Consider the following 23,620-nt stretch of genomic DNA (forward strand, 5'->3'; position numbering starts at 1 on the left):
AATAGAGATAAATTAAAGACTAATTTAAAATTGGTAATAACCAGATTTAAATTGGTAATGTACATTTTTGATTTATATAGAGGCTAATGAGTGTATTTAAAGCTTAAACAGGGAGTAAAACTAAAAAAAGGCGAGCATTGTTAAATGCTCGCCTTTACTATTTTTCTAATGCTGGGTAATTAATTACTCTTGAAAGTAAGTGCCCCAACCGTCGTATTCAACATCGCACTCAACGGCTAGTTGCGCTAGCTTATCAACGTCTTCCATAATAACGTCTACGTCTAGCTCAGCTTCAACTACAATGTCAAAGCTCCAAATTTTACTGCCATCTTCAAGTTCAAGCTCTGCTGGCTCTTCAACATCGTAGCCTAATTTAAAAGCAGCCAATGCAGCTTGCTCTAGTTTAGGGAAGTCTTCACACACAAAATGGTGTTCTACTTCATAAAGTATTTCAGGATCTGATCCATCTTCAAGTAGTGAACTTACGATGTCTTCACTTATTTCACGCCAGTTTTCCATTATTTTTCTCTCACTTGAGCATCTAATTCAGTTATTTTAGCAGCCATAATGCTATGCACGCTTTTAGCATGCTCACGCGCGCTAATTTCTTTATCAAGCGGTATAGGCGCTAACATTTCGATGTAAATTGTACCATTATCCCAACGATTTAGCTTAATGGTTTTATGTGTTGTATTCATACATACCGGAATTATGGGTACATCTGCGCTCATTGCGGTGTGAAAAGCACCTGTTTTGAACGGTAGCAACCCTCTTCCATAGCTTCGTGTGCCTTCTGGAAACATCCATACAGATAAGCCATTATTTTTAATTTTTTCGGCTGCTTTGGAGATAGTTCCCGCTGCTTTAGAGCGATTCGATCTGTCTATTAATATATTACCCGACAACCAATAAAGCTGACCGAAAAATGGGATCCACTTTAAGCTCTTTTTCCCCAAACTTACGCAGTTTTTAGGCACCATTGCAGGCACTGTAAATAAGTCGTAGCTATTTTGATGATTAGCAACATAAACTGCAGGGCCTGCATCAATTGCATCTTCATGACGTGTTAAAACTAATTTAACGCCAATCATTTTAGCCATTGAGCCAAACCAGCCCGCTATAATATGTACATTATTGGGATGAAATGGTCTTACAATCGAAAGTAATAAACCAAAAATACAACTGAATAATATAAACATCAGCATAATAAAAACGCGTATAACAGCTAGCAAATGAGTTTCTCCAAAGATCAATTATGATTATTATAGCGTTATTTTGTGACACAGACGAGTCAATAGCGCACAAGTGTACGCTGAAATATGCAAGCTCTTTACTTTAAAACAAAAACGGCCTGCAATTGCAGACCGTTTTTATTTATACAAAAAAGTAATTGGTTACTCTTCGTTAATGGCTTCTATTGGTTCATCATCTTGTGGGGTTAGCTCAACAACGGCTTCGTCAACACGCTGTAAGCCGCGCGGTAGTTTATTACCCCTACGCCCTCGCTCACCATGATAATGCTCTAAATCAGATGGTTTAAGCGTTAGTTTACGCTTACCAGCATGAAGCGTAACACTGCTTCCTTGTGGCACAACAGCAAGCACTTTTACAAACTCTTCACGGGCTTGTACTTTAGCTCCAGGAATAGAAATAATCTTATTCCCTTTACCTTTGCTAAGTTTTGGTAAGTCACGCAGCGGGAATAAAAGCATGCGACCTTCGTTAGAAATAGCCATACAGTAATCACTAGCAACATCGTTCACCCTAATAGGAGAAAGTAATATTCCACCCTTAGGGACACTTACCAGCGCTTTACCATTTTTATTTTTACTCACTAAGTCTTTAAAGTCGGTAATAAAGCCGTAACCTGCATCTGACGCCATAAGCAATACTTGCTCGTCTTCACTCATTACCACGTGCTCAAAATTAGCACCTGGTGTTAAGTTAAAACGACCTGTCATTGGTTCACCTTGGCTACGCGCCGAAGGCAGACTGTGCGCATCTGTTGCAAATGCCCGCCCTGCTGAATCTAAAAATACAGCAGGTTGATTGCTCTTACCCCGAGCCGAGGCTCTAAAGCCATCACCTGAACGGTAATTTAAGCCTTGTACATCTAAGTCATGACCTTTACCAACGCGTGCCCAGCCTTTATCAGATAGCACAACAGTGACTGACTCTGATGGAATTAAATCTTTTTCGTTAAGTGCTTTCGCTTCTGAGCGCTCAATCACTGGCGAGCGACGATCGTCACCGTACATTTCAGCGGCTTCTTGAATTTCTTTTTTAAGCAGTGTCGACATACGACGTTCTGAGCCCAAAATTTGCGCTAATTTATCACGCTCTTTGGCTAGTTCATCTTGCTCACCGCGAATTTTAAACTCTTCAAGTTTTGCTAAATGACGAAGTTTTAATTCTAAAATAGCTTCTGCTTGCGTATCAGTTAAATCAAAGCGCTCCATTAATACAGGCTTTGGTTTGTCTTCGCTGCGGATGATTTCAATCACTTCATCGATATTTAAAAAGGCTGCTAATAAACCTTCTAAAATATGCAAACGTGCTAATACTTTATCTAAACGATACTGCAAACGACGACGCACTGTTTCGCGTCTAAATGTTAGCCACTCACTTAAAATACAGCGCAAGTCTTTAACTTGCGGGCGACCATCTAGGCCTAGCATGTTTAAGTTTACGCGGTAATTTTTTTCAAGATCGGTGGTTGCAAATAAGTGCGCCATTAATGGCTCAGCTTTAATGCGGTTTGAGCGCGGAATAATTACAATACGCGTTGGATTTTCGTGATCTGACTCGTCACGTAAATCAGCAATCATAGGTAATTTTTTAGCGTTCATTTGCGCTGCAATTTGCTCAAGTACTTTACCACCTGAACACTGATGCGGCAGCGCTGTAATAACAATATCGCCATGCTCTTCGGTGTAAACCGCACGCATTTTGATAGACCCACGACCGGTTTTATATATTTTATGAATATCGGCTTTTGGGGTAATTATTTCAGCATCTGTTGGGTAATCTGGTGCATGTACAAGCTCAAGTAATTCTTCAAGCTCTGTTTTTGGTTTATCAAGTAATAAACAACATGCGCTAGCCACTTCACGTACGTTATGTGGCGGAATATCTGTTGCCATACCTACGGCGATACCCGTTATACCATTGAGTAAAATATGCGGTAAACGAGAAGGCAATACTACAGGTTCATCCATGGTGCCATCAAAGTTTGGTGTCCAATCAACAGTGCCTTGGCCAAGCTCTTTGAGCAGTACTTCTGAAAACTTAGATAAACGCGCTTCGGTATAACGCATTGCTGCAAACGATTTAGGGTCATCTGCCGCACCCCAGTTTCCTTGTCCATCTACCAAAGGGTAGCGATAAGAAAACGGCTGCGCCATTAATACCATAGCTTCGTAACAGGCACTGTCGCCGTGTGGATGGTACTTACCAAGTACGTCACCCACTGTACGGGCTGATTTTTTGTACTTAGCGTTAGCCGACAAGCCCAGTTCGCTCATCGCATAAATAATACGACGCTGCACTGGTTTTAAGCCATCACCTACATGCGGTAGGGCACGGTCCATGATCACGTACATGGAATAATTTAAATAGGCGTCTTCGGTAAAACGCCCCATTGTTTGTTGCTCAATTCCTTGCATTAGCAAGGTATCTGTATCACTCATTAAAGCTTACCTAGTTTTTCTTATAGCTTACACGGTAAATTACATTGGCGTAATCATCGCTTACTAACAGACTGCCGTCACCTAATTCTGCAAATGCAACAGGGCGTCCAAATGTTGTTTCGTCTTTCATAAAGCCAGTAATAAATGGCGTATATTTAGTTACGCGACCTACTTCGATTGTTGCTAGCCCTACTTTATAGCCTGACTTCTTAGAACGGTTCCATGAGCCATGTTCAGCAACAAATAATTGTTGCTTATAACTTGCTGGAAATTGCTTACCGTTATAAAAATGAATACCTAGTGGTGCTACATGCGCTGGAAGTGCAAGTGCTGGCGACGTGTAATCGGCAATGTTTTTACCTTCACCAAACTCAGGGTCGATAATTGCACCGGCATGAACATATGGAAAGCCAAAATGCTCACCTTCTTGCGTTGCACGGTTTAACTCATCAGGTGGAATATCATCGCCCATCATGTCGCGACCGTTATCACTAAACCATAAAGCTTGAGTAGCTGGATGAAAATCAAAACCCACTGTGTTTCTAACGCCTTTAGCTATTGTTTTTATTTGTTTTGTTTCTACATTAAGCGCAAAAATACGACCAAAACGCTCATCCTCAGCACAAATATTACACGGTACACCCACCGGAATGATTAATTCTCCCGTTGGTGCAAAACGTAAAAATTTCCAGCCATGATGACGCTCACTTGGTAGTTTGTTGTAGACCACATCAAATTTTGGATCTTTTAATTGGGTATCAATATTTTTAAAGCGAATAATACGATGCACTTCGCCTACATATAAATCGCCATCTTTAATTGCTATGCCAGAGGGCATGTTTAAGCCTTTAGCCACAACAATTTTTTTATCTGCTACGCCGTCGCTATTGTGATCAATAAGCGCATATACGTTGCCCGCTTTACGAGAGCCAACATACACAATACCTTTTTTTGAAACGGCTATTTGACGTGCATTTTCTACATCATTTGCAAATAAACTAATTTCAAACCCAGGTGCTACGGTGAGCTTATCAAGTATATTTTTAGCCATTGCAGGAGCGCTAGTCAGCCCAAGTAACAGCAAACTTCCTAGTAATTTTTTCATTCGTCTCTCCTAGTGTTAGGCACAAGCAATTAAACGAGCGCCTTGTTACCATGATCTTCTAACCATTGACGACGATCAGGCGAACGTTTTTTAGCAAGTAGCATATCCATCATTTCCATGGTTTCTACTTCTTCATCAAGCGTAAGCTGCACTAAGCGTCGTGTATTAGGATCCATTGTGGTTTCACGAAGCTGTAACGGATTCATTTCACCCAGACCTTTGAATCGTTGTACGTTTACTTTTCCGCGTTTTTTCTCGGCTTCTATGCGCGCCAAAATAGCGGTTTTTTCTTCTTCATCTAGGGCGTAATAAACTTCTTTGCCAATATCTATTCTAAATAATGGCGGCATTGCAACATACACATGCCCTGTTTTTACTAACTCTGGAAAATGACGAACAAACAGTGCACATAACAATGTTGCGATGTGTAACCCATCCGAGTCAGCATCGGCCAGTATACAAATCTTATTGTAACGCAGTCCCGACATATCTGTTGATTCTGGGTCAATACCCAGTGCCACTGAAATATCATGTACTTCTTGTGATGCTAGTATTTGCCCCGACTCTACTTCCCAAGTATTTAAAATTTTACCACGTAGCGGCATAATTGCCTGAAATTCACGGTCTCGCGCTTGTTTAGCAGAACCACCAGCAGAATCACCTTCCACTAAAAACAGCTCGGTTCGGTCATTATCGGCAGCACTACAATCGGTCAATTTACCTGGTAATGCAGGGCCTGCAGTAACTCGTTTACGTACGACTTTTTTAGCTGCACGCAAACGGCTTTGCGCGTTTGAAATACATAACTCAGCTAATAATTCTGCGGTATCGGTATGTTCATTTAGCCATAAACTAAACGAGTCTTTTACAACACCCGATACAAATGCGGCACATGAGCGCGATGAAAGTTTTTCTTTGGTTTGCCCTGCAAATTGTGGATCTTGCATTTTAACCGACAATACGTAACTACAACGTTCCCAAATATCATCAGGTGTTAGCTTTACGCCACGAGGTAGTAAATTTCTAAACTCACAAAACTCTCGCATTGCTTCAAGCAAGCCTTGGCGCAGACCATTTACATGTGTACCACCTTGTGCGGTAGGAATTAAGTTTACGTAGCTTTCCGCTATTGATTCGCCACCTTCAGGTAGCCATACAACAGCCCAATCAGCGCCTTCAATTGAGCTTTTAAATTCACCAACAAATGGGTCTTGCGGTAATGTTTCAAACCCTTTAACGGCTTCAATTAGGTAATCTTTTAAGCCAGTTTCGTAAAACCATTCTTTGGTTTCTTTTGTTTGCTTATTAACAAACTTAATACGCAGTCCTGGGCATAAGACCGCTTTGGCTTTTAATAAATGATTAAGCTTGGTAATTGAGTAGTTTGGTGAATCAAAGTAGCTAACATCAGCCCAAAAACGAACGGTGGTACCTGTATTGCGCTTACCAACAGTACCAATTACGCTCAAATCTTCTACTTTATCGCCATTTTCAAATGCCATTCTGTATTGTTGAGCGTCGCGCCTTACGGTTACTTCTACACGTGTAGATAACGCATTTACTACAGAAATACCTACACCGTGTAAACCACCCGAAAATTGATAGTTTTTATTAGAAAACTTACCACCGGCGTGTAACTTAGTGAAGATTAGTTCAACCCCAGGGATACCTTCCTCAGGATGAATATCAATAGGCATACCACGTCCGTCATCGCTCACTTCGAGCGAGTTATCTTCGTGGAGAATTACGTCGATACGGGTAGCATGACCCGCCATAGCTTCATCGACACTGTTATCGATAACCTCTTGGCCTAAATGGTTTGGGCGTACGGTATCGGTGTACATCCCTGGGCGTCGTTTTACCGGATCTAATCCATTAAGTACTTCAATGGCTTCGGCGTTATAATTTTGATCACTCATAGTTTTTGTCTTTATATCCGCTAAGGCTCTAATACGTTTACTAGTTTTATTGTTATATGCGCTAAAGCGTTAATATAGTAACTAACCTCAGTTCAGGCTAACTAGTTTTACGTGATTTTAAGAAAATCTACAATACTTGCAAAGGTGCGTTCAAATTCAACGTAGCTATGATCGCCACCAAACTCTATCAATTGCTTGCATTGCGAATAATATTTTACTGCGTGTTGAAAGTTCAACACTTCATCGCCTGTTTGCTGTAATAAATACAGTAACTCAGGATGTGCTAATTTATCTACAGCGAGTAATTTCAGCGCCTCAATATGACTGTTATTTAAATCGTAATGATAATCTTGATACGGATTATAATTAGGCCCAAGTAACGACTGTAATAAATTATAAGGTGCGACCGCGGGATTAATGACCACTGCAGGAATTTGATAACGCTGCGATAAATACGTGGCAAAAAAACCACCTAACGAGCTACCTAATAAAACGGTATCTGGCGTTAGTAATTGTTCAAGCTCAATTATAGCTTGTAGGGGCTCGTGGTTTAAGTTCGGTACACAATAATCAACGTCATAGTTTGCCATAAGCTCACCAAAGCGCACAGCTTTATATGATTTTTGTGAACTATTAAAGCCATGAATATAAATTACGCGCTTAGCCATACCACTTCCGTTTTTACTTCGACTTTATCTTTTTTACTCTTTATATTTAGCATTCTGTAAGCAGGCCCTGCATTTTTTTGCTCCCACTTTGGAGTGTATTTTACAAACTGGACTGAACTGGCAGGACTTGCATATATAGGCAAGCCTCTAAAGTTTTGTTCATAATCGTTGTGTACATGACCATGAAAAAGCGCAGATACATTATTACTATTAACTAAAATATTTAAAAGCTGTGGACCATTTTCTAATAAGTGCTTATCAAGATAGCCATTTATTGGCAGCGGATTATGATGGCAAAAGATAACTTTACTATTATTCGAGTTGACTAAAGTATCAGTTATTTCATCTAAATGCGCGCCAGTAACCCATCCTGCGGGCGTGGGCCCTTTAGAATTAATAAGAAGCAGCTCAACCCCGTTAGCAATAATATGTTTAGCCGAATTTATTTTCCCGCCACTTATGCGATTAAGCATTACTAGTTCATCATGATTACCTGGTACCCAAAATACAGGGCAAGTGATGTCACTGGCATTTATAAGTTCACTAAATAATAAGTACGATTCGAAACTATGGTCTTGTGTTAAATCACCACCAAAAATTACGCAATCTACTGGCTGCTCAGCGATGTGTGCCAAAGCTTGTTCAAAATGGGCTGCAGTATTTACATTAAAATATTCACCCTTTTTATCTGCAAATAAATGGCTGTCGGTAATATGCGCAATGCACAAAGATGATTTATCAAATGTATATGTATCATCAAACCAAGCCATTATTTACATCCCAATTTAATGTTGCTTGCCCGTGCTCTACACAGGCCACTAACCAGTCGTATAAAAAAGCATTAAGTTGATACTTTTCATCTTTTTGATGCATTTTAGGGTTGGGGTATCCGTACGATGGTTTTATGCGTTGATGGTAATCGTGATGAATAATTTCAGCTACTTTCGCATCATGATACAAGCGAGCCGTTAAATACAGCGGCGCTATCCCTTTAACCATTCCTGTTAGCTGCTTAATTGAAATATCCATAGTGTATTTTGCGCTGCCATCAATTTTTGTAGCAAATTCACTGTTGCCAAGTTTTACTTCACGAATGCTTCCTATATTGCGCTCGCTCGGTAACAACTTTAATAGTCGCACATAGTTATGCTCACAAAGTGTTAAATACTTTGGGAGGCTTTGAATATATCGATTTGTTGCTAATTGTGCTGTCAAAGTTCCGCCATAATATTAGTAAGAGTTTATGCCCATTTACTTGCCATTTTCTCGCGATTTAGCGCAAGCCACTGCATACAAATAACCGTTGCCGCATTATCCATTTCACCGTTATTGAGGCGCATTAGCGCATCATCAACCGATAAAATATGAGTTTTTATATCCTCGCCTTCAGTTTCAAGACCATATACACCTGATTCTACTTGGCTTAAGTCAGTACGCGCTAAATATAAATGTAAGCGCTCAGTTGTACCACCAGGGCTTGATAGGTATGAAAGCATAAATTCAAGTTCAGTTAATTCAAGCCCTGCTTCTTCATACGCTTCTTTTTTTACAACTGATTCGTAATCCGTACTGCCGTCAGTCATTCCGGCTATACATTCTAGTAGCCACGGCGAATGCTTACTTTTAATAGCGCCAATACGTATTTGCTCAATTAAAAGAACAGTATCTGATATTGGGTCGTAAGGAAGTACTGCAATTGCATCGCCACGTTCTAATATTTCTCGGCTAATTAGCTCTGATTTTCCACCCGCAAAAAGAGCATGTTCAAACTGGTATAAATCAACCTGAAAAAAACCTTTATAAAGGTTTTTTATTGGCTTTAAATTTACATCTTTATGTGTAAATTGAACGAGCTTTTTATCAACCACGTGCCTACCTCCTACTTATCTAAAGCTTTAAAATGCGTTAATATATTCTGTTACACTTGAACATACTGTTTTACTAATTATTTTTTTTGTTATGCAGTAAAACAGGTTAACATGCTTTTAGTACAAAAATTGTCTAAGGACCGAACCCCACATGAAAAAGAACATTCTTGCGGCGCTAGTTAGTTTATCATGCGCACTAGGTGCAACAGCAGTGAAAGCTGAAGATTTACTACAAGTTTTTGAAATAGCAACAGCTAACGATCCTACTGTTTTAAAAGCAAAAGCCCAAGCCGATGCGCAGTCTTACCAAAGCGATTTGGCGATGAGTGCACTATTACCTCAAATTGGTTTAACTATGGGTTATACGAAAAGCGATGCAACGTCGTACCAAAGCGTTGGCGACTTATCTAACCAAGTTAAAGTTGAAAGTGATACAGACCAATTCTCTCGTGGTGTAAGTTTAAGCCAAACATTATTTGATTTAGGTGCTTGGAACACTTTAGATATTGCCGATAAGCAAGCTCTACAAGCAAGCGGCCTATATGATGCAGCTAAACAAAATTTAATTGTACGCGTTGCTGAAGGTTATTTTAACGTATTAAGTGCCAGTGATAACCTTGAATTTGTCGAAGCTGAAAAACGTGCCATTGCACGTCAACTTGAGCAAACAAAACAACGTTATGCAGTAGGTTTAACAGCTATAACAGACGTACACGAAGCACAAGCTCAGTTTGATAACTCAGTAGCCCAAGAAATTATTGCCAGTAATGCTGTAGAAACTGCACGCGAGCAACTTCGTGAGATAACTGGTAAATATCACGAAAAATTAGACTTTTTAAATACAGATACTTTCTCAACAACTAAGCCAACGAAGCGCTCAAGCGACTTTGTTAAAGTAGCTGAAGATAAAAATATCAACTTACAAGTCTCTAAAGTAACGGTTGATATTGCAAAAGATCAAATTGAATTAGCAAAAGCAGGTCATTATCCAAAACTAACTCTAAGTGCAAGTTATGGTGACTCTCTTACAGACACTCAAATAAATGGCGCTAATTTTGATGACCAACCGCGTTCAGACTCTAGTTCTGTTGGGCTTAACTTTAGCGTACCTTTATATTCAGGTGGCGCAACGGTTGCTGCAACAAACCAAGCGCGTGCGTTTTACGTATCAGCGAGCCAAGATTATGAAACAAATTACCGCGCAGTCACTCGCACAGTAATTACATCTTATAATCAAGTTGTTTCAGATATTGCGACTTACAAAGCGCTAGAGCAAGCGGTTGTTTCAGCTCAAAGTGCCCTTAAAGCAACTGAAGCCGGTTTTGAAGTAGGTACTCGTACCATTGTTGACGTACTAGTGAGTACGCAAAATTTATACGATGCAAAACGTAACCTTGCTGATGTGCGTTACCGTTATGTGTTATCTACCCTTCGCTTAAAACAAGCTGCGGGTACACTAACAAGTGAAGATTTAGTTGCTATAAACCAAGGTTTAAAATCAGCTTAACTTTTACAGCTAAACATAATATAGATTTATTCAAAGCCAGCATGTAGCTGGCTTTTTGTATTTTATAGCGCTTAGCGTTAAACTATCGTTTTTATTCTCAGAGAGATTTTTGTGGTCACCTCATCTCCTTTTAAAGCATCTTTTTTAGGCCCTCGATACTGGCTAACGTGGGTTGGCGTTTTATTTTTATACTTAATTTCTTGGCTACCACAAAAGCTACAGCTGGCAATGGGTAAGCAACTTGGCCGCTTAGTCCATAAATTTATGAAGCGCCGTCGCCATATTGCAGAAGTAAATATTAAGCTGTGTTTTCCTGATATGAGCGAAGCAGATCAAAAAGAACTTGTACTCAAAAATATGGAAAACACCGGCATTGCAATGGTTGAAACCGGCATGGCTTGGTGGTGGCCGCAGTGGCGAGTAAAAAGTGTATATGGCTCAATCAAAGGTTTGGAGCACTTTGAGCGCGTTCAGGCATCTGGTAAAGGTGTTTTATTACTTGTACCTCATATTCTGCATCTTGAAATGGCGAGTCGTGTAATGGGATTAAAATGCCAAGGTTTAGGCTTTTACCGCCCTCATAACAACGCTCTAATGGAATACTTTACAACGAATGGCCGCCTTCGTTCTAACGAATACCTAATTGGCCGAAAAGATGTAAAAGGCTTACTAAAATCATTAAAAAACAAAAAAGTATGCTATTACTTACCTGACCAAGATTACGGCCGTAACCGCTGTGAATTTGTCCCATTTTACGCAGTACCTGACGCTGCAACGACAACAGGTACTCTTATGTTCGCTGGCAGTAAAAACTGCGAAACTATGAGCTTAATCTCGCGTCGTGACGAAAATGGTAAATATCACTTAGAAATACTGCCAGAGCTTGAAAACTTCCCAAGTGGTGATGATAAGGCTGATGTAACACGTGTAAATCAACGCATGGAACAATCTGTTAATGCCGCTCCAGAGCAATACATGTGGCTACACCGTCGCTTTAAAACTCGACCGGATAAAAATACCCCTTCTTTTTATAAAAAGTAATGGTATAACAATAATAGGAACAAATAAGGTGGGTAATAATCATGTGGTTTTGGATTAGACATTTATCATTTGCAGCCGTGCTAATAGCACTCGCCGTATACTTCTTAGTGGGTGATGGTTCTGTATTTGATATTAAAAAATCTAAAAATGCAGCCGCCGAAGGATTATCACGCTTTTACTCCTCCATTCGTAACCAAGTAAAAAGTAATAAAGAACGAGATCAATTTGTTTTAAAACTTAAAACACCAGAACAAACCTTGGATAGAGTATTGGCTGAACGTGCGCGAACAGTAGATCCAATGCCGACCACTTGGACTGGAGAGGTTGAACCTAGGCGCTTTGAAAATGGCACAACCCTTAAAGATGTACTTAATCAATATGCTAAAAACGAGGGAATTGAGCTCTACTGGTACTTAAGTAAAGATTACGTAGTTAAAGATCATTTTAGAGTAGACAGTAACTTTACTTCAGCACTGTACCAAATTGGACGCGCTATAAATGATGACTTTGAGCATGAGGTTTATACTTACTTTTGCCATAAACAAAGAGCAGCGGTTATTACCGAGTTACCATCAGAATTTGTACGTACAAACTGTTTAAAACTAAAGGTTTAAGGGTTTACACATACAAAAACCCAAGCAAGCGCTTGGGTTTTTCAATTCAATTCAATTCAATTCAATTCAATTCAATTCAAAAATACTATTCCAAATATTAGTTACGTTAGTAATATCTTGTAAAAACGTTTCTCGCGGGATCAATTTGCCTTTTTGCTCCAAGCTCAATACGTGATAACACGAGCGGTAATCAATATACGCTTTTATCAACTGCTGCTTTTGCTCTTTAGTAATACAACCTATATTTGCCGCATCCGTTAATATTCTTACGTTGTCTGAGTAAACTGTAAGCTGTTCAAACTCGTTTGCGTGTTTAAGTACTAAATATTGCGTAATAAACTCAATATCAGCCATGCCACCAACATCTTGTTTTAAATCAAATTGATCAATATTTCCCTTCGCTAGATGGTCGCGCATTTTTTCGCGCATTTTTATTACATCAGCTTTTAGCACGGTATCATCGCGCTGCTGGCAAAGTATATTTTTACGAATTTGTGAAAAACGATCTATCAGATCGTTTTGACCTAAAATTAATCGAGCCCGAACAAGTGCTTGATGCTCCCACGTCCATGCTTGAGTTTGCTGATAGTGATTAAAGCTCTCTAAATTGATAGCCAATAAACCAGAGGCTCCTTCAGGACGTAATCGCGTATCAAGCTCGTATAAAATGCCCGATGCAGTACGGGTATTAAATAAATGCATTAAGCGCTGAGCGAGCTTTAAATAAAACTGACGAGAATCTATCGGTTTTTCACCATTAGTTAGGCTTGAGCCATCATGATTATGCACAAACACCAAATCTAGATCTGAGTCGTACCCGACTTCTAAACCACCTGTTTTACCATATGCAATAACAGCAAAACCTTTATTTTCATCATCTGTGCCAGGGGGCATACCAAAGCGCTTAACAGTGTTATGCCATGCAATATTAACAGCTTGGTCAACAATCGCCTCTGCCAGTACGGTTAAATGATCGCTTACTTTCATTACGTCAAGAACACCGGTTGCATCGGCGGCAGCAATTCGTAATTGATGCGTTTGCTTAAATTGCCTAAGCGACTCCATTTGCAATTCTAAATCGTCATGCTCTATTCGTAAAAAATACTGTCTTATTTCATCTTTATACGCTGTGAGCGGGGTTGGCTTATAAAGAACTGCGGGGTCTATTAGTTCATCAAGTAATATGGGGTAGCGAGAAATATGCTCCCCTATCCATTTGCTATGACAACACAGTAAAACAAGTTGCTTTAATGCACCTTGGTTTTCGTAAAGCAATTCTAAATAGGCAGTACGCGAAATTATCTTATTAAAAATTTGGCAAACCATTGTGAAAGCTGCTGCACTGGCATTAAAGTCATTTAATTGATTTAGTAAAACAGGCATTAACTTATCAAGAGTGTCACGCCCTCGGTTACCTATATTTACCTTAGACAGCCTTAATTTAAAATCGTTAAGGGGTGCTTGCCATTCATCTCTGGCCTCTTTTAAAAAGCTCACATCACCATGATCCCAAGCACTAATAAATGCGCCTTCACAGGTATCAAGTGGCACGGTTTCCTCGCCAATCACAAGTGCAAACTCACCGTTAACTTGTTTCATCACCTTTTCTATAGTGTTTAAAGTGGCAGAAAAATCAGCTTGTTCTAATAATAAATTTAAGCGCTGCTGATTCAATTCATCATCGGGGAGTGTTTGCGTTTGCTGATCGTCAAATATTTGAAGGTACTGCTCAACTTTACGTAAATAAAGGTAATTGCGCCTCAGCTCGCTTGCTTCTTGCTCATCTATAACTTGGTTAAGTGCCAACTCATTTAATGCTTTAAGTAAAGATTGGGTTTGTAAATTAGCCTCTCGCCCACCTCTTACCATTTGCAGGGCTTGCACTATAAATTCAACTTCACGAATACCACCAGCGCCTAGTTTTATATTATTAGTTAAGCGTTTACGGCGAACCTCTTGTGCAATCATTAACTTCATTTTACGCAAAGATTCAATCACCGAAAAATCAATATACCGGCGGTAAACAAACGGCTTTAAAAGCTTAATAAATTCATCCCAATATTTATTAGGAGTGCCAATTAAGCGCCCTTTTAACATGGCGTAGCGTTCCCAGTCGCGCCCTTGTTCTTGGTAGTAATCTTCAATGGCATTAAAGCTCATAACCAAAGGGCCGCTTTCGCCAAACGGGCGTAGGCGCATATCAACTCTAAATACTTGCCCATCACCGGTGGCTTGGTTAAGTGCTGCAATCAGTTTTTGTGCAACTTTGGTATAAAACACTTGGGCCTCAAGGCTTCTGCGGCCACCTTGGGTTTTTGTGCTGCGCGGATACGCAAAAATAAGATCAATATCAGAGGAATAATTTAGCTCCTGTCCGCCAAGCTTCCCCATCCCCAATACCATTAGCGGCATTGCTTGGTTTTGCTCATCAAGCGGCTCACCATTTACTTTTGCCACCTGTGCATGCGCCCATTGGTTGGCGCTATTAATTAGCATGTCAGCCAGTTGGCTTATGTAATTAATACTATCGGCAATGGGGTTATTACAGCATAAATCTAAAAAGGCGACTTTAAGCCAGTACTTTTCACGATATTGACGAAGTACTTTATGACACTGTGCTTCATCAAGGTCAGCTAAATTCAGGTTTTTAAAAGGAGAATCTATTACTCTATTTTGTATTTCGTCTTTGCATAATAGCCAGGTATTTAAATCAGGTTGTGACTCTAAACTGCGCCAAGCAAAGTCGCTTAATGCTAATAACCTTACAACTTCACTTTGTTTACTTTGCTGCGGGTATAACTGTTCAAAGCGCATCAAGCCAAGTTTTTGTAATTGAATAGGAAGTTGCTTTACGTTACTCATCAATCCTCTCTTTTATATCATCAATAACCGTACTAGAATGATTAAAACCTAGAAAGGTTAACTTAATTAGGATCACCATGTCATATTTGTCTTTATCTAACACTAGTTTTATTGCGATTGCCATTAGTTTTGCGGTTATTTGCATAACTATTTTTTGTTTACGAGTTGTCACTCAAATCAAAGCAAAACAAGCGCTTAAAGATGAGTTAGCGCAACACGACAACTTTGCCATGGGGATTAGTTTTGCATCTGAAATATCGGTTGTTATAGCCACTATAGCCTTTTTATTTGACGAAATAAGCGTAAGCACTGCACAGTCAAACCCGTTAAAAGTATTAATTATTATTGTTCTCTTATTCACTTTTATAAAAGTGGGCCATTTAATTCACAGAAAATGGATACTCCACAGGTTTAATGAAGAAGCTGCCATACTAAAACAAAATGTATGTGCTGCATTGGTAGACTCAGGAATGTTAATCGCTAACTGTATTATTGCTCTGGGCTTGTACACGTGGACGCACACCCAAGGGTTTAGCAACTTACTTATTGCTTGCGTTAGCTTTTTTACACTTCAGGGGATGTTTGCACTTGATAGCAAAATACGAGAACACCGTTTTGCAAAAGCAAACCAAGGTGCGTCACTACAAAGTAACTTTAACCTAGAAAATACATCTATTGGTATAAGATATGCTGGAAAATCAATTGGCTTAGCGTTGGCTGTATATGCTGGTTTATCTAGCGCAGCATTTCAAAACGGTAAAATGGTTGAAAACATATTTACACTTGTAATGCATTGCGGTGTAATGTGGATACTACTTTACGGCTTAACGTATGTGATAAAAGTTATCTCTTTACCAAATATTGATACGGCTCTTGAAATAGACCATCAAGATAATATTGGGGTAGCATGCATAGAGTTTGCTGTTTTTTGTGCTATAGGTTATTTACTTATTAGTATGTTTTCTCTTTAGACCTTTTTTACTGAAAATACAGCAATTAAAACGTCTGCATTTAAGTAATAATGGTAATTACTTAGATGCAACAAGGTCCTAGCTCTATGCCGCCTGAAATAACGAACTATTTGTTAATTGACATAGACAACGAATTTAGCCGCGCATTTGCCGAATACTATGTAAATAGTAATGGCATAACAAAAGCGAGTACACTTATTGCTGCAGGGAGTAATACCCGCCAATTAGTAAAAATGATGTTTGACGAGCTTATTAAAGACTATAGTTATTGCGATCTTGAAAACGAAATAAGCGTTTCTGAGTTAATTAATTATTTAAAAGATCATCACGATTTACACGGAGTCCTTTTCAATAGCACCGATTATTTACTCGCAAGTGATAAGCAGCGCTTTATTTATAACTCCTTACATGAAGAACGCTTTTTAATAAATCTTGATGATACAGGCTATACACTAAGCCGGGTTACCGATGAGACGTTAACGGAACCTTCGCAAAATCATCACGATATAGCGCACACCCCACAAGATTTAATAGACCTTGCAGAGCAACTTAATAAAAATAAATAATTGCGCACAGCCCCCAGCTTACTTACCATAGCAATATATATTTTTACGCTATGTAGTAAGTGACGCCCTATGCGAGTTCCTCATATTTATCAAACATCGAGTATTGCCCTAAACACCCCTGTAACTTTAGATGACGATGCTGCAGGGCATATTGGCAGAGTGCTGCGCATGAAAGTAGGCGAGCATGTATCTATTTTTAATGGCGAAGGTGGCGAATACCTTAGTGAAATAATTGAGGTAACAAAAAAAACAGTCGTCGTAATGCCATTAGAACTTAACCCTCACGATGTAGAATCTCCACTTAAAATTCATTTAGGTCAGTGTGTATCCCGTGGTGATAAAATGGATTTTACAATTCAAAAGTCAGTTGAACTAGGTATTACCGAAATCACCCCTATTTTTAGTCAGCGCTGTGGCGTGAAACTAATGGGCGATCGTCTTGAGAAAAAACACCAACAATGGCAAAAAATTGCAATTGCTGCGGCTGAGCAGTCAGGGCGTAATTTTGTGCCAATTATTCACCCACCTATAGATTTAAAACAATGGCTTGCACAACAAACCGATGCAATTAAGCTCACTCTTCACCCTCGTGCTGAGCACAGCATTAAAACCATTACGGTACCTAAAGATGGCGTACGCTTTTTAGTAGGCCCAGAAGGTGGCTTTACCGACGATGAAATGGCACTAACCAAACAACTAGAGTTTGTAGATATTCGCTTAGGCCCGCGCGTTTTACGAACGGAAACAGCTGCTTTAACGGTCTTAAGTGCATTACAACTTCAATTTGGCGATTTAGCTAATTGAAATAACTAAAAGCACCCTCATATAAACAGTAACATTTATAGTAAGGCACAGCGCATGGCAATTAAGTTAGGTATTATTTCAGATCCTATTAGTGGATTTAACATCAAAAAAGACACCGGTTTTGCAATGATGATGCAAGCGCAAGAACGTGGCTACGAAATTTATTATATGGAGATGGACGATTTATCTCTTCGTAAAGGCAAGTCGTACGCTACAGCGTCTAAAGCGCAAGTGTTTAATAATGCAGAAAAATGGTATGAGCTTGAAGAAAAAGCCACTATAGCCCTTGCCGATCTTGACGTAATTTTAATGCGTAAAGACCCTCCTTTTGATACTGAATACATTTACGCGACGTATATTTTAGAGCGTGCTGAACAAGAAGGTACGTTAATAATTAACAAGCCACAAAGCCTTCGCGATGCTAACGAAAAGCTGTTTACAGCATGGTTTAGCGAGCATACGCCTGACACACTTGTTACACGTAGCCAAAAACAAATTCGTGAATTTTTAGCACAGCATAAAGACATTATTTTAAAGCCGCTTGATGGCATGGGTGGCGCATCGATTTTTCGCATCAGAGAAGACGATGCCAACATTGGTGTAATTTGTGAAACGTTAACCGAGCACGGCAGCCGCTTCGCAATGGTGCAAAATTACATTCCAGAGATCAAACAAGGCGATAAGCGCGTACTAGTAGTTGATGGCGAAGTTATTCCATATTGTTTAGCGCGTATACCACAAAATGGTGAAACACGCGGTAATTTGGCTGCAGGCGGTCGAGGTGAAGCCCGTCCACTTAGCGAATCAGATTTAAAAATAGCGCAAGCTGTTGCACCTACGCTCAAAGAAAAAGGCTTAATATTTGTAGGTTTAGATATTATTGGCGATAAATTAACTGAAATTAACGTAACTGCACCAACGTGCGTACGCGAAATTGAAGCTGCTTATGATATTTCTATCACAGGTATTTTATTTGATGCAATTGAGCGTAAATTAGGTAAGTAATTACCACAATAAAAAGCCCATTAGTTTAAGCCTTTCATGCAATTAATGGGCTTTTTATGTCAATTTAAATAACTATGCCATACTCAAAGTTCATTAACTAAAAAGGGTGAAATCTATGCAGTCATTAGAAAATCATTTTTTAATCGCGATGCCGTCAATGCAAGACCCTTTTTTTAAACGTGCTGTTACCTATATTTGTGAGCACAATGAAGATGGGGCTATGGGCTTGGTAATAAACCAACCTATTGATGTTACTGTTGGCGAACTTTTAGATAAAATAGAAATTGATAACGACAAAACGCAAAACGCAGCAAAAGTAAGTGTGTTTGCAGGTGGACCCGTTAAAACTGACCGTGGTTTTGTACTGCACTCTCCCCAATCGGGTTATTCAGCAAGTCAAAAACTCAGTAGCGATATTATGATCACTACCTCAAAAGACGTTCTAGCAAACTTAACCACTGCACAAGCACCAGAGCAGTTTATTATTACACTTGGTTATTCAGGGTGGGAGCAAGGACAACTCGAACAAGAGTTACTTGATAACAGCTGGTTGATCATAGAAGCCGATCCGAAGATCATTTTTGATACCCCCGTTGAAAAACGATGGGAAAAAGCAGTTTCAATGTTGGGCTTTGATATTAGCCAACTCAGCCCTGAAGCTGGTCACGCATAATAGTAACTAACCCTTAGCAAACTTAAACAAGATACACATGACAAAAAAATCGCTTAAGCCGCAAGGCGAACGCACTGTAATGGGCTTTGACTTTGGCACCAAAAGTATTGGTATTGCTATTGGGCAAGAGTTAACCGGCAGTGCGTCTAGCCTTAAGGCTGTAAAAGCACAAGATGGTATTCCTAATTGGGACCATATCGCCGTACAAGTAGCCGAGTGGCAGCCTGACTTAATGGTTGTTGGTTTACCACTAAATATGGATGGAACATCACAAGAGGTTACCTTTAAAGCAAAAAAGTTTGCCAACAGATTGCATAATCATTATGGCATTCCTGTGCAAACACAAGATGAGCGTTTAACAACAGCGGATGCTAAAGCGCGACTTTTTGAAAGTGGCGGCTATAAAAACTTAGGTAAAGGTAACGTAGATAATATGTCTGCGGTTATTATTTTAGAAAGCTTTTTTGAATCTAGTTACGGTGAATAAACTGGCTATATAAACAACCCTTTATACAAATAAAAAAAGCGCCAATTGGCGCTTTTTTATTAATTACTTTTAAATTATTGATCGCTATTTTTATCATCAAGGCCATCAATAGTAACGCCCTGTAAAAAGCCCGCACCTTGTTGTTCGTTATTGCGCAGTTTTATCATTAAGCGTAAATCATTTGGCGAGTCAGCATGGTGCAGTGCATCAGCGTAGTTAATTCGCTGCTGTCTGTACAACTCAAATAACGCTTGGTCAAAGGTTTGCATGCCCATTTCTTTCGACTTAGCCATTGCCTCTTTAATTCCGCCAATATCACCATTTTTAATCAGTTCAGCGACCATTGGTGAGTTAAGCAATATTTCAATAGCTGCAACACGGCTTTCACCATCAGCAGTCGGTACTAATTGCTGAGCAACAATGGCGCGTAAGTTAAGTGCTAAGTCGTACTTAAGCTTATCGTGTTTTTCTTTTGGTACTAAATGCATAATACGGTCAATCGCTTGGTTCGCATTATTAGCATGTAGTGTCGCAACACATAGGTGTCCGGTTTCAGCAAAGCTTAGGGCGTATTCCATGGTTTCTTGCGATCGAATTTCACCAATCAAAATAACATCTGGAGCTTGGCGTAATGAGCTTTTAAGTGCCGACTCAAAGCTTTCTGTATCAAGCCCTACTTCGCGCTGAGTAATAATACTTTTACGATGCTCATGAACAAATTCAATCGGATCTTCAATGGTCAGTATATGACCTCGTTGATTACGGTTTCGATAACCAATAAGTGCAGCTAGTGAGGTCGATTTACCCGTACCTGTACCACCTACAAATAAGACAAGACCACGTTTAGACATAATTACATCTGTCAGTGTAGACGGCAGACCTAAATCACTCACATCAGGAATTTGCGTCACAATACGGCGAATAACCATACCTGCTCTATCGCGCTGCCAAAAAGCAGAAATACGAAAACGCCCTTCGTCGGTAGCAATCGCAAAGTTACATTCTTTCGTTGTATGAAACTCTGCTTTTTGCTTTTCGCTCATTGCAGATTCTACTAACTCAAGCGATTGCTCATCAGTCAGTCTATCGTCACTGAGAGCTGTTAGTTCACCGTTTATTTTTGCACTTACAGGTAACTGACTCGATACAAATAGGTCAGAACCCTTTTTCTCAATCATTATGAGTAAAAAGTCGTTTAAAGATAAAGCCATAATAATTTCTTACCCACCAAATTGTGTTTTGTCTTGCGCTTTTTCTTTCGCTGCCGCATTTGTAACAATACCGTGATTAACTAAATTAGTTAAACACTGATCCATTGTTTGCATGCCCACAGACGCACCGGTTTGAATAGACGAATACATTTGTGCAATTTTATCTTCACGAATTAAGTTACGAATAGCAGGAACTGCAATCATAATTTCGTGTGCTGCAACTCGCCCACCACCAATTTTTTTAAGCAGTGTTTGTGAAATTACCGCACGTAAAGATTCAGATAACATTGAGCGCACCATAGCTTTTTCTTCACCTGGGAATACATCAATAATACGGTCAATAGTTTTTGGTGCAGATGTTGTGTGTAGCGTGCCAAACACTAAGTGACCCGTTTCAGCAGCGGTCATTGCAAGACGAATTGTTTCTAAATCACGTAACTCACCCACAAGTATTACATCAGGGTCTTCACGCAATGCACTACGTAGCGCGTTTGAAAAGCTATGTGTATCGCGGTGAACTTCACGTTGGTTAATTAAACTTAATTTATTATCGTGAACAAACTCGATTGGATCTTCTATTGTTAGAATATGGTGATGTTTATTTTGATTTATATAATCGACCATAGCGGCAAGTGTTGTTGATTTACCAGAACCCGTTGGCCCTGTAACTAACACGAGCCCACGTGGGGTATCAGAGATTGTTTTAAAAATATCTGGCGCACCTAAATCATCAAGCGTTAACACTTCACTTGGTATGGTACGAAATACCGCAGCAGGCCCGCGATTAGAGTTAAATGCATTCACACGAAAACGTGCTAAATTAGGCACTTCAAACGAAAAATCCACTTCGAGATTTTGTTCGTAGTCCTTGCGTTGATTATCGTTCATAATATCGTAAACCAGACTGTTTACGTCTTTGTCTGCAAGGGCTGGTATATTAATGCGGCGAACATCACCGTCTACGCGTATCATAGGTGAAACACCCGACGATAAATGTAAATCGGATGCTTTGTGTTGCACACTAAACGCTAATAATTCGGTAATATCCATTTATGACTCCACAACTAACTGATAAATATATGGTTACAATAGCAGAACGACTCACATCCGCCTACGCTAGAATTGCAGACGCGGCAAAAAACACACAGCGAAACACTAACGAAGTTACTCTACTAGCAGTGTCTAAAACTAAACCAAGCGAAGATATTATTGCAGCTTATGAGCATGGTCAGCGCGAATTTGGTGAATCTTATGTTCAAGAGGCTATAGATAAAATAGCTCAACTACAGTCATATAGCGACATCATTTGGCATTTCATTGGCCCTATTCAATCAAATAAAAGTGCATTAGTAGCTGCTAACTTTGATTGGGTGCAAAGTGTTGATCGCATAAAAATAGCAAAGCGATTAGATTCACAGCGCCCAGACGATAAACCACCTCTTAATATACTTATTCAAGTAAATATAAGTAATGAGGAAGCAAAGTCAGGTTGCCGCCGCGATGAAATAGATGAACTTGCCGATTATATTAACCAATGTGAGCACTTAACACTTCGAGGTTTAATGGCAATTCCCGCTAAAAGCGACAAACTGGATACGCAAATTCAATCTTTTGAGCAATTACAAACTTGCTTTGATAAACTAAAGACCCAATATCCTCAAGTAGATACTTTGTCGATGGGTATGAGTAACGATGTTGAAGCTGCCATTAGCGCAGGCTCAACCATGGTAAGGATCGGCACAGACATTTTTGGAACACGAACTTAAAAGGTGATAACAGATTTATGTCAGATAAAAAAATCGCATTTATAGGCACAGGTAATATGAGCTACGCCATTATTGGTGGCATGGTAAAAAACGGCTTTAACGCAAGTAACATAATTGCGACTAACCGCAACCAGGAAAAGCTTGAAAAGGTAGCATTTGATTTCAAGGTGCAAACCACCAGTGACAATAACGAAGCCCTGCGCGATGCTGATGTAATTGTTTTGTCTGTTAAACCACAAATGATGGGCGATTTATGTAAATCGTTTCAAGAGTCAGGCGTAGACTTTAGCGATAAACTGTTTATTTCTGTTGCTGCGGGCTTAACTGTAAAACGTTTGCGTGAAATGCTAGGACAAGACGTTAAAATGGTACGTTGTATGCCAAATACACCGTCTTTATTAGGCCGTGGTGTATCAGGTTTATATGGCGCGGGCGAAACACAAAGCGAACACGAATTTGTACAACAAGTTTTTGAATGCACGGGCATTGTTGTATGGGTGGAAAAAGAGTCACAAATTAACGATATTATTGCTGTAACCGGCTCATCACCTGCTTACTTTTTCTTATTTATGGAAGCCATAGAAGAAAAAGCCAAAGCGCTGGGCTTTAATGATGAAGACGCTCGTCGCCTGGTACAACAAACAGCCCTTGGCGCTGCCGAAATGGCACTTAGCCAGCCTGATATTAGTATTTCGCAACTACGTTCAAACGTAACATCTAAAGGCGGCACTACTCACGCAGCTGTTGAGCACTTAAAAGATGAAGGCTTAACTAAAACCGTTGGCGATGCAATGGATGCGTGTATTGCGCGTGCAGAGCAAATGGAAAAAGAACTTTAAAACCACTTTTTATTGAAGGTTACAC

At 39.7% G+C, this 23,620-nt stretch carries 23 protein-coding genes; 11 read left to right on the top strand and 12 right to left on the bottom strand.

All coding sequences use genetic code 11. The annotated features are described in order from the left end of the window. Positions 1 to 183 precede the first annotated feature (183 nt). The 9 genes from rraB to I6E69_RS16760 all read right to left on the bottom strand — a co-directional run bounded on the left by rraB (position 184) and on the right by I6E69_RS16760 (position 9,249). On the bottom strand, positions 184 to 519 hold the full coding sequence (gene rraB / locus I6E69_RS16720; protein ID WP_002961968.1) for a ribonuclease E inhibitor RraB: 336 nt from the start codon (positions 517 to 519) through the stop codon (positions 184 to 186). Next, a complete protein-coding gene (locus I6E69_RS16725; RefSeq protein WP_182671483.1) occupies positions 519 to 1,232 on the bottom strand; it encodes a 1-acylglycerol-3-phosphate O-acyltransferase in 714 nt (237 codons plus the stop codon). Before I6E69_RS16725 ends, rraB begins: the two co-directional genes overlap by 1 nt. A 162-nt stretch (positions 1,233 to 1,394) precedes the next feature. Beyond that, positions 1,395 to 3,689 carry a DNA topoisomerase IV subunit A gene (parC, locus tag I6E69_RS16730; RefSeq protein WP_002961963.1) on the bottom strand — a complete coding sequence of 765 codons (2,295 nt, stop codon included), beginning with the start codon at positions 3,687 to 3,689 and terminating at the stop codon, positions 1,395 to 1,397. Between the two features lie 10 nt (positions 3,690 to 3,699). Beyond that, the gene (locus I6E69_RS16735; protein ID WP_024605067.1) at positions 3,700 to 4,794 is read right to left on the bottom strand and encodes a sorbosone dehydrogenase family protein; all 1,095 of its coding nucleotides are present in this window, start codon (positions 4,792 to 4,794) and stop codon (positions 3,700 to 3,702) included. A gap of 29 nt (positions 4,795 to 4,823) precedes the next feature. Next, entirely contained in the window at positions 4,824 to 6,713 is a 1,890-nt protein-coding gene (parE, locus tag I6E69_RS16740) for a DNA topoisomerase IV subunit B (RefSeq protein WP_002961961.1), read from the bottom strand. 107 nt (positions 6,714 to 6,820) lie between these two features. Next, entirely contained in the window at positions 6,821 to 7,381 is a 561-nt protein-coding gene (locus I6E69_RS16745; RefSeq protein ID WP_002961960.1) for a YqiA/YcfP family alpha/beta fold hydrolase, read from the bottom strand. After that, on the bottom strand, positions 7,366 to 8,151 hold the full coding sequence (locus I6E69_RS16750; protein WP_197121702.1) for a metallophosphoesterase: 786 nt from the start codon (positions 8,149 to 8,151) through the stop codon (positions 7,366 to 7,368). The genes I6E69_RS16745 and I6E69_RS16750 overlap by 16 nt, the downstream gene beginning before the upstream one ends. Continuing rightward, positions 8,138 to 8,596, bottom strand: coding sequence for a DUF1249 domain-containing protein (locus I6E69_RS16755; RefSeq protein WP_002961958.1), 459 nt, complete (start codon positions 8,594 to 8,596; stop codon positions 8,138 to 8,140). Before I6E69_RS16755 ends, I6E69_RS16750 begins: the two co-directional genes overlap by 14 nt. Before the next feature lie 26 nt (positions 8,597 to 8,622). Beyond that, entirely contained in the window at positions 8,623 to 9,249 is a 627-nt protein-coding gene (locus tag I6E69_RS16760) for an NUDIX domain-containing protein (protein ID WP_138489653.1), read from the bottom strand. A gap of 151 nt (positions 9,250 to 9,400) precedes the next feature. Here I6E69_RS16760 and tolC point away from each other — a divergent pair, with 151 nt between their 5' ends. From tolC to I6E69_RS16775, 3 genes are all read left to right on the top strand, one after another. After that, positions 9,401 to 10,756, top strand: coding sequence for an outer membrane channel protein TolC (gene tolC / locus I6E69_RS16765; protein WP_002961956.1), 1,356 nt, complete (start codon positions 9,401 to 9,403; stop codon positions 10,754 to 10,756). Between the two features lie 111 nt (positions 10,757 to 10,867). Then, positions 10,868 to 11,797, top strand: a complete 930-nt coding sequence (gene lpxL / locus I6E69_RS16770; protein WP_197121703.1) for an LpxL/LpxP family Kdo(2)-lipid IV(A) lauroyl/palmitoleoyl acyltransferase — start codon at positions 10,868 to 10,870, stop codon at positions 11,795 to 11,797. Positions 11,798 to 11,838: 41 nt separating this feature from the next. Next, complete coding sequence (locus tag I6E69_RS16775; RefSeq protein ID WP_024596226.1) at positions 11,839 to 12,411, top strand: toxin co-regulated pilus biosynthesis Q family protein; 573 nt, start codon at positions 11,839 to 11,841, stop codon at positions 12,409 to 12,411. A 66-nt stretch (positions 12,412 to 12,477) separates the two neighbouring features. Here I6E69_RS16775 and glnE read toward each other — a convergent pair whose 3' ends face one another. Then, a complete protein-coding gene (glnE, locus tag I6E69_RS16780; protein ID WP_182682834.1) occupies positions 12,478 to 15,273 on the bottom strand; it encodes a bifunctional [glutamate--ammonia ligase]-adenylyl-L-tyrosine phosphorylase/[glutamate--ammonia-ligase] adenylyltransferase in 2,796 nt (931 codons plus the stop codon). A gap of 77 nt (positions 15,274 to 15,350) precedes the next feature. On the opposite strand from glnE, the gene I6E69_RS16785 reads away from it, so the two are divergent. From I6E69_RS16785 to ruvX, 6 genes are all read left to right on the top strand, one after another. Continuing rightward, positions 15,351 to 16,244: a hypothetical protein gene (locus I6E69_RS16785; RefSeq protein ID WP_002961952.1), complete on the top strand. Its 894-nt coding sequence runs from the start codon at positions 15,351 to 15,353 to the stop codon at positions 16,242 to 16,244. 65 nt (positions 16,245 to 16,309) lie between these two features. Next, positions 16,310 to 16,810, top strand: a complete 501-nt coding sequence (locus tag I6E69_RS16790; protein WP_082007357.1) for a hypothetical protein — start codon at positions 16,310 to 16,312, stop codon at positions 16,808 to 16,810. Positions 16,811 to 16,879: 69 nt separating this feature from the next. After that, positions 16,880 to 17,614, top strand: a complete 735-nt coding sequence (gene rsmE / locus I6E69_RS16795; RefSeq protein ID WP_002961950.1) for a 16S rRNA (uracil(1498)-N(3))-methyltransferase — start codon at positions 16,880 to 16,882, stop codon at positions 17,612 to 17,614. 54 nt (positions 17,615 to 17,668) lie between these two features. Further along, complete coding sequence (gene gshB / locus I6E69_RS16800; protein WP_154903711.1) at positions 17,669 to 18,619, top strand: glutathione synthase; 951 nt, start codon at positions 17,669 to 17,671, stop codon at positions 18,617 to 18,619. Between the two features lie 115 nt (positions 18,620 to 18,734). Further along, positions 18,735 to 19,292 (top strand): YqgE/AlgH family protein, encoded by a 558-nt coding sequence (locus tag I6E69_RS16805; protein ID WP_002961948.1) that lies wholly within the window; start codon positions 18,735 to 18,737, stop codon positions 19,290 to 19,292. A 37-nt stretch (positions 19,293 to 19,329) separates the two neighbouring features. Then, positions 19,330 to 19,779 carry a Holliday junction resolvase RuvX gene (ruvX, locus tag I6E69_RS16810; protein ID WP_002961947.1) on the top strand — a complete coding sequence of 150 codons (450 nt, stop codon included), beginning with the start codon at positions 19,330 to 19,332 and terminating at the stop codon, positions 19,777 to 19,779. A gap of 74 nt (positions 19,780 to 19,853) precedes the next feature. On the opposite strand, the gene I6E69_RS16815 is transcribed toward ruvX, so the two are convergent. Both I6E69_RS16815 and I6E69_RS16820 read right to left on the bottom strand, forming a co-directional pair. Continuing rightward, positions 19,854 to 20,990: a PilT/PilU family type 4a pilus ATPase gene (locus I6E69_RS16815; RefSeq protein ID WP_024596219.1), complete on the bottom strand. Its 1,137-nt coding sequence runs from the start codon at positions 20,988 to 20,990 to the stop codon at positions 19,854 to 19,856. A gap of 9 nt (positions 20,991 to 20,999) precedes the next feature. After that, entirely contained in the window at positions 21,000 to 22,040 is a 1,041-nt protein-coding gene (locus I6E69_RS16820; protein ID WP_039488318.1) for a type IV pilus twitching motility protein PilT, read from the bottom strand. 2 nt (positions 22,041 to 22,042) lie between these two features. Here I6E69_RS16820 and I6E69_RS16825 point away from each other — a divergent pair, with 2 nt between their 5' ends. Then, entirely contained in the window at positions 22,043 to 22,756 is a 714-nt protein-coding gene (locus I6E69_RS16825; protein WP_002962566.1) for a YggS family pyridoxal phosphate-dependent enzyme, read from the top strand. Positions 22,757 to 22,773: 17 nt separating this feature from the next. Continuing rightward, positions 22,774 to 23,595, top strand: a complete 822-nt coding sequence (proC, locus tag I6E69_RS16830) for a pyrroline-5-carboxylate reductase (protein WP_002962567.1) — start codon at positions 22,774 to 22,776, stop codon at positions 23,593 to 23,595. Positions 23,596 to 23,620: the final 25 nt, after the last annotated feature.

This window comes from Pseudoalteromonas sp. NZS100, from assembly GCF_015864815.1.
GTDB classification, from domain to species: Bacteria; Pseudomonadota; Gammaproteobacteria; order Enterobacterales; family Alteromonadaceae; genus Pseudoalteromonas; species Pseudoalteromonas distincta.

Coding starts and splice junctions, on each gene's coding strand:
- rsmE (WP_002961950.1), top strand. CDS start 16,880: ATGCGAGTTCCTCATATTTATCAAACATCGAGTATTGCCCTAAACACC.
- parC (WP_002961963.1), bottom strand. CDS start 3,689: ATGAGTGATACAGATACCTTGCTAATGCAAGGAATTGAGCAACAAACA.
- I6E69_RS16775 (WP_024596226.1), top strand. CDS start 11,839: ATGTGGTTTTGGATTAGACATTTATCATTTGCAGCCGTGCTAATAGCA.
- glnE (WP_182682834.1), bottom strand. CDS start 15,273: ATGAGTAACGTAAAGCAACTTCCTATTCAATTACAAAAACTTGGCTTG.
- I6E69_RS16745 (WP_002961960.1), bottom strand. CDS start 7,381: ATGGCTAAGCGCGTAATTTATATTCATGGCTTTAATAGTTCACAAAAA.
- ruvX (WP_002961947.1), top strand. CDS start 19,330: ATGACAAAAAAATCGCTTAAGCCGCAAGGCGAACGCACTGTAATGGGC.
- gshB (WP_154903711.1), top strand. CDS start 17,669: ATGGCAATTAAGTTAGGTATTATTTCAGATCCTATTAGTGGATTTAAC.
- tolC (WP_002961956.1), top strand. CDS start 9,401: ATGAAAAAGAACATTCTTGCGGCGCTAGTTAGTTTATCATGCGCACTA.
- I6E69_RS16750 (WP_197121702.1), bottom strand. CDS start 8,151: ATGGCTTGGTTTGATGATACATATACATTTGATAAATCATCTTTGTGC.
- rraB (WP_002961968.1), bottom strand. CDS start 519: ATGGAAAACTGGCGTGAAATAAGTGAAGACATCGTAAGTTCACTACTT.
- I6E69_RS16790 (WP_082007357.1), top strand. CDS start 16,310: ATGCAACAAGGTCCTAGCTCTATGCCGCCTGAAATAACGAACTATTTG.
- I6E69_RS16825 (WP_002962566.1), top strand. CDS start 22,043: ATGACTCCACAACTAACTGATAAATATATGGTTACAATAGCAGAACGA.
- proC (WP_002962567.1), top strand. CDS start 22,774: ATGTCAGATAAAAAAATCGCATTTATAGGCACAGGTAATATGAGCTAC.
- parE (WP_002961961.1), bottom strand. CDS start 6,713: ATGAGTGATCAAAATTATAACGCCGAAGCCATTGAAGTACTTAATGGA.
- I6E69_RS16815 (WP_024596219.1), bottom strand. CDS start 20,990: ATGGCTTTATCTTTAAACGACTTTTTACTCATAATGATTGAGAAAAAG.
- I6E69_RS16735 (WP_024605067.1), bottom strand. CDS start 4,794: ATGAAAAAATTACTAGGAAGTTTGCTGTTACTTGGGCTGACTAGCGCT.
- I6E69_RS16820 (WP_039488318.1), bottom strand. CDS start 22,040: ATGGATATTACCGAATTATTAGCGTTTAGTGTGCAACACAAAGCATCC.
- I6E69_RS16805 (WP_002961948.1), top strand. CDS start 18,735: ATGCAGTCATTAGAAAATCATTTTTTAATCGCGATGCCGTCAATGCAA.
- I6E69_RS16785 (WP_002961952.1), top strand. CDS start 15,351: ATGTCATATTTGTCTTTATCTAACACTAGTTTTATTGCGATTGCCATT.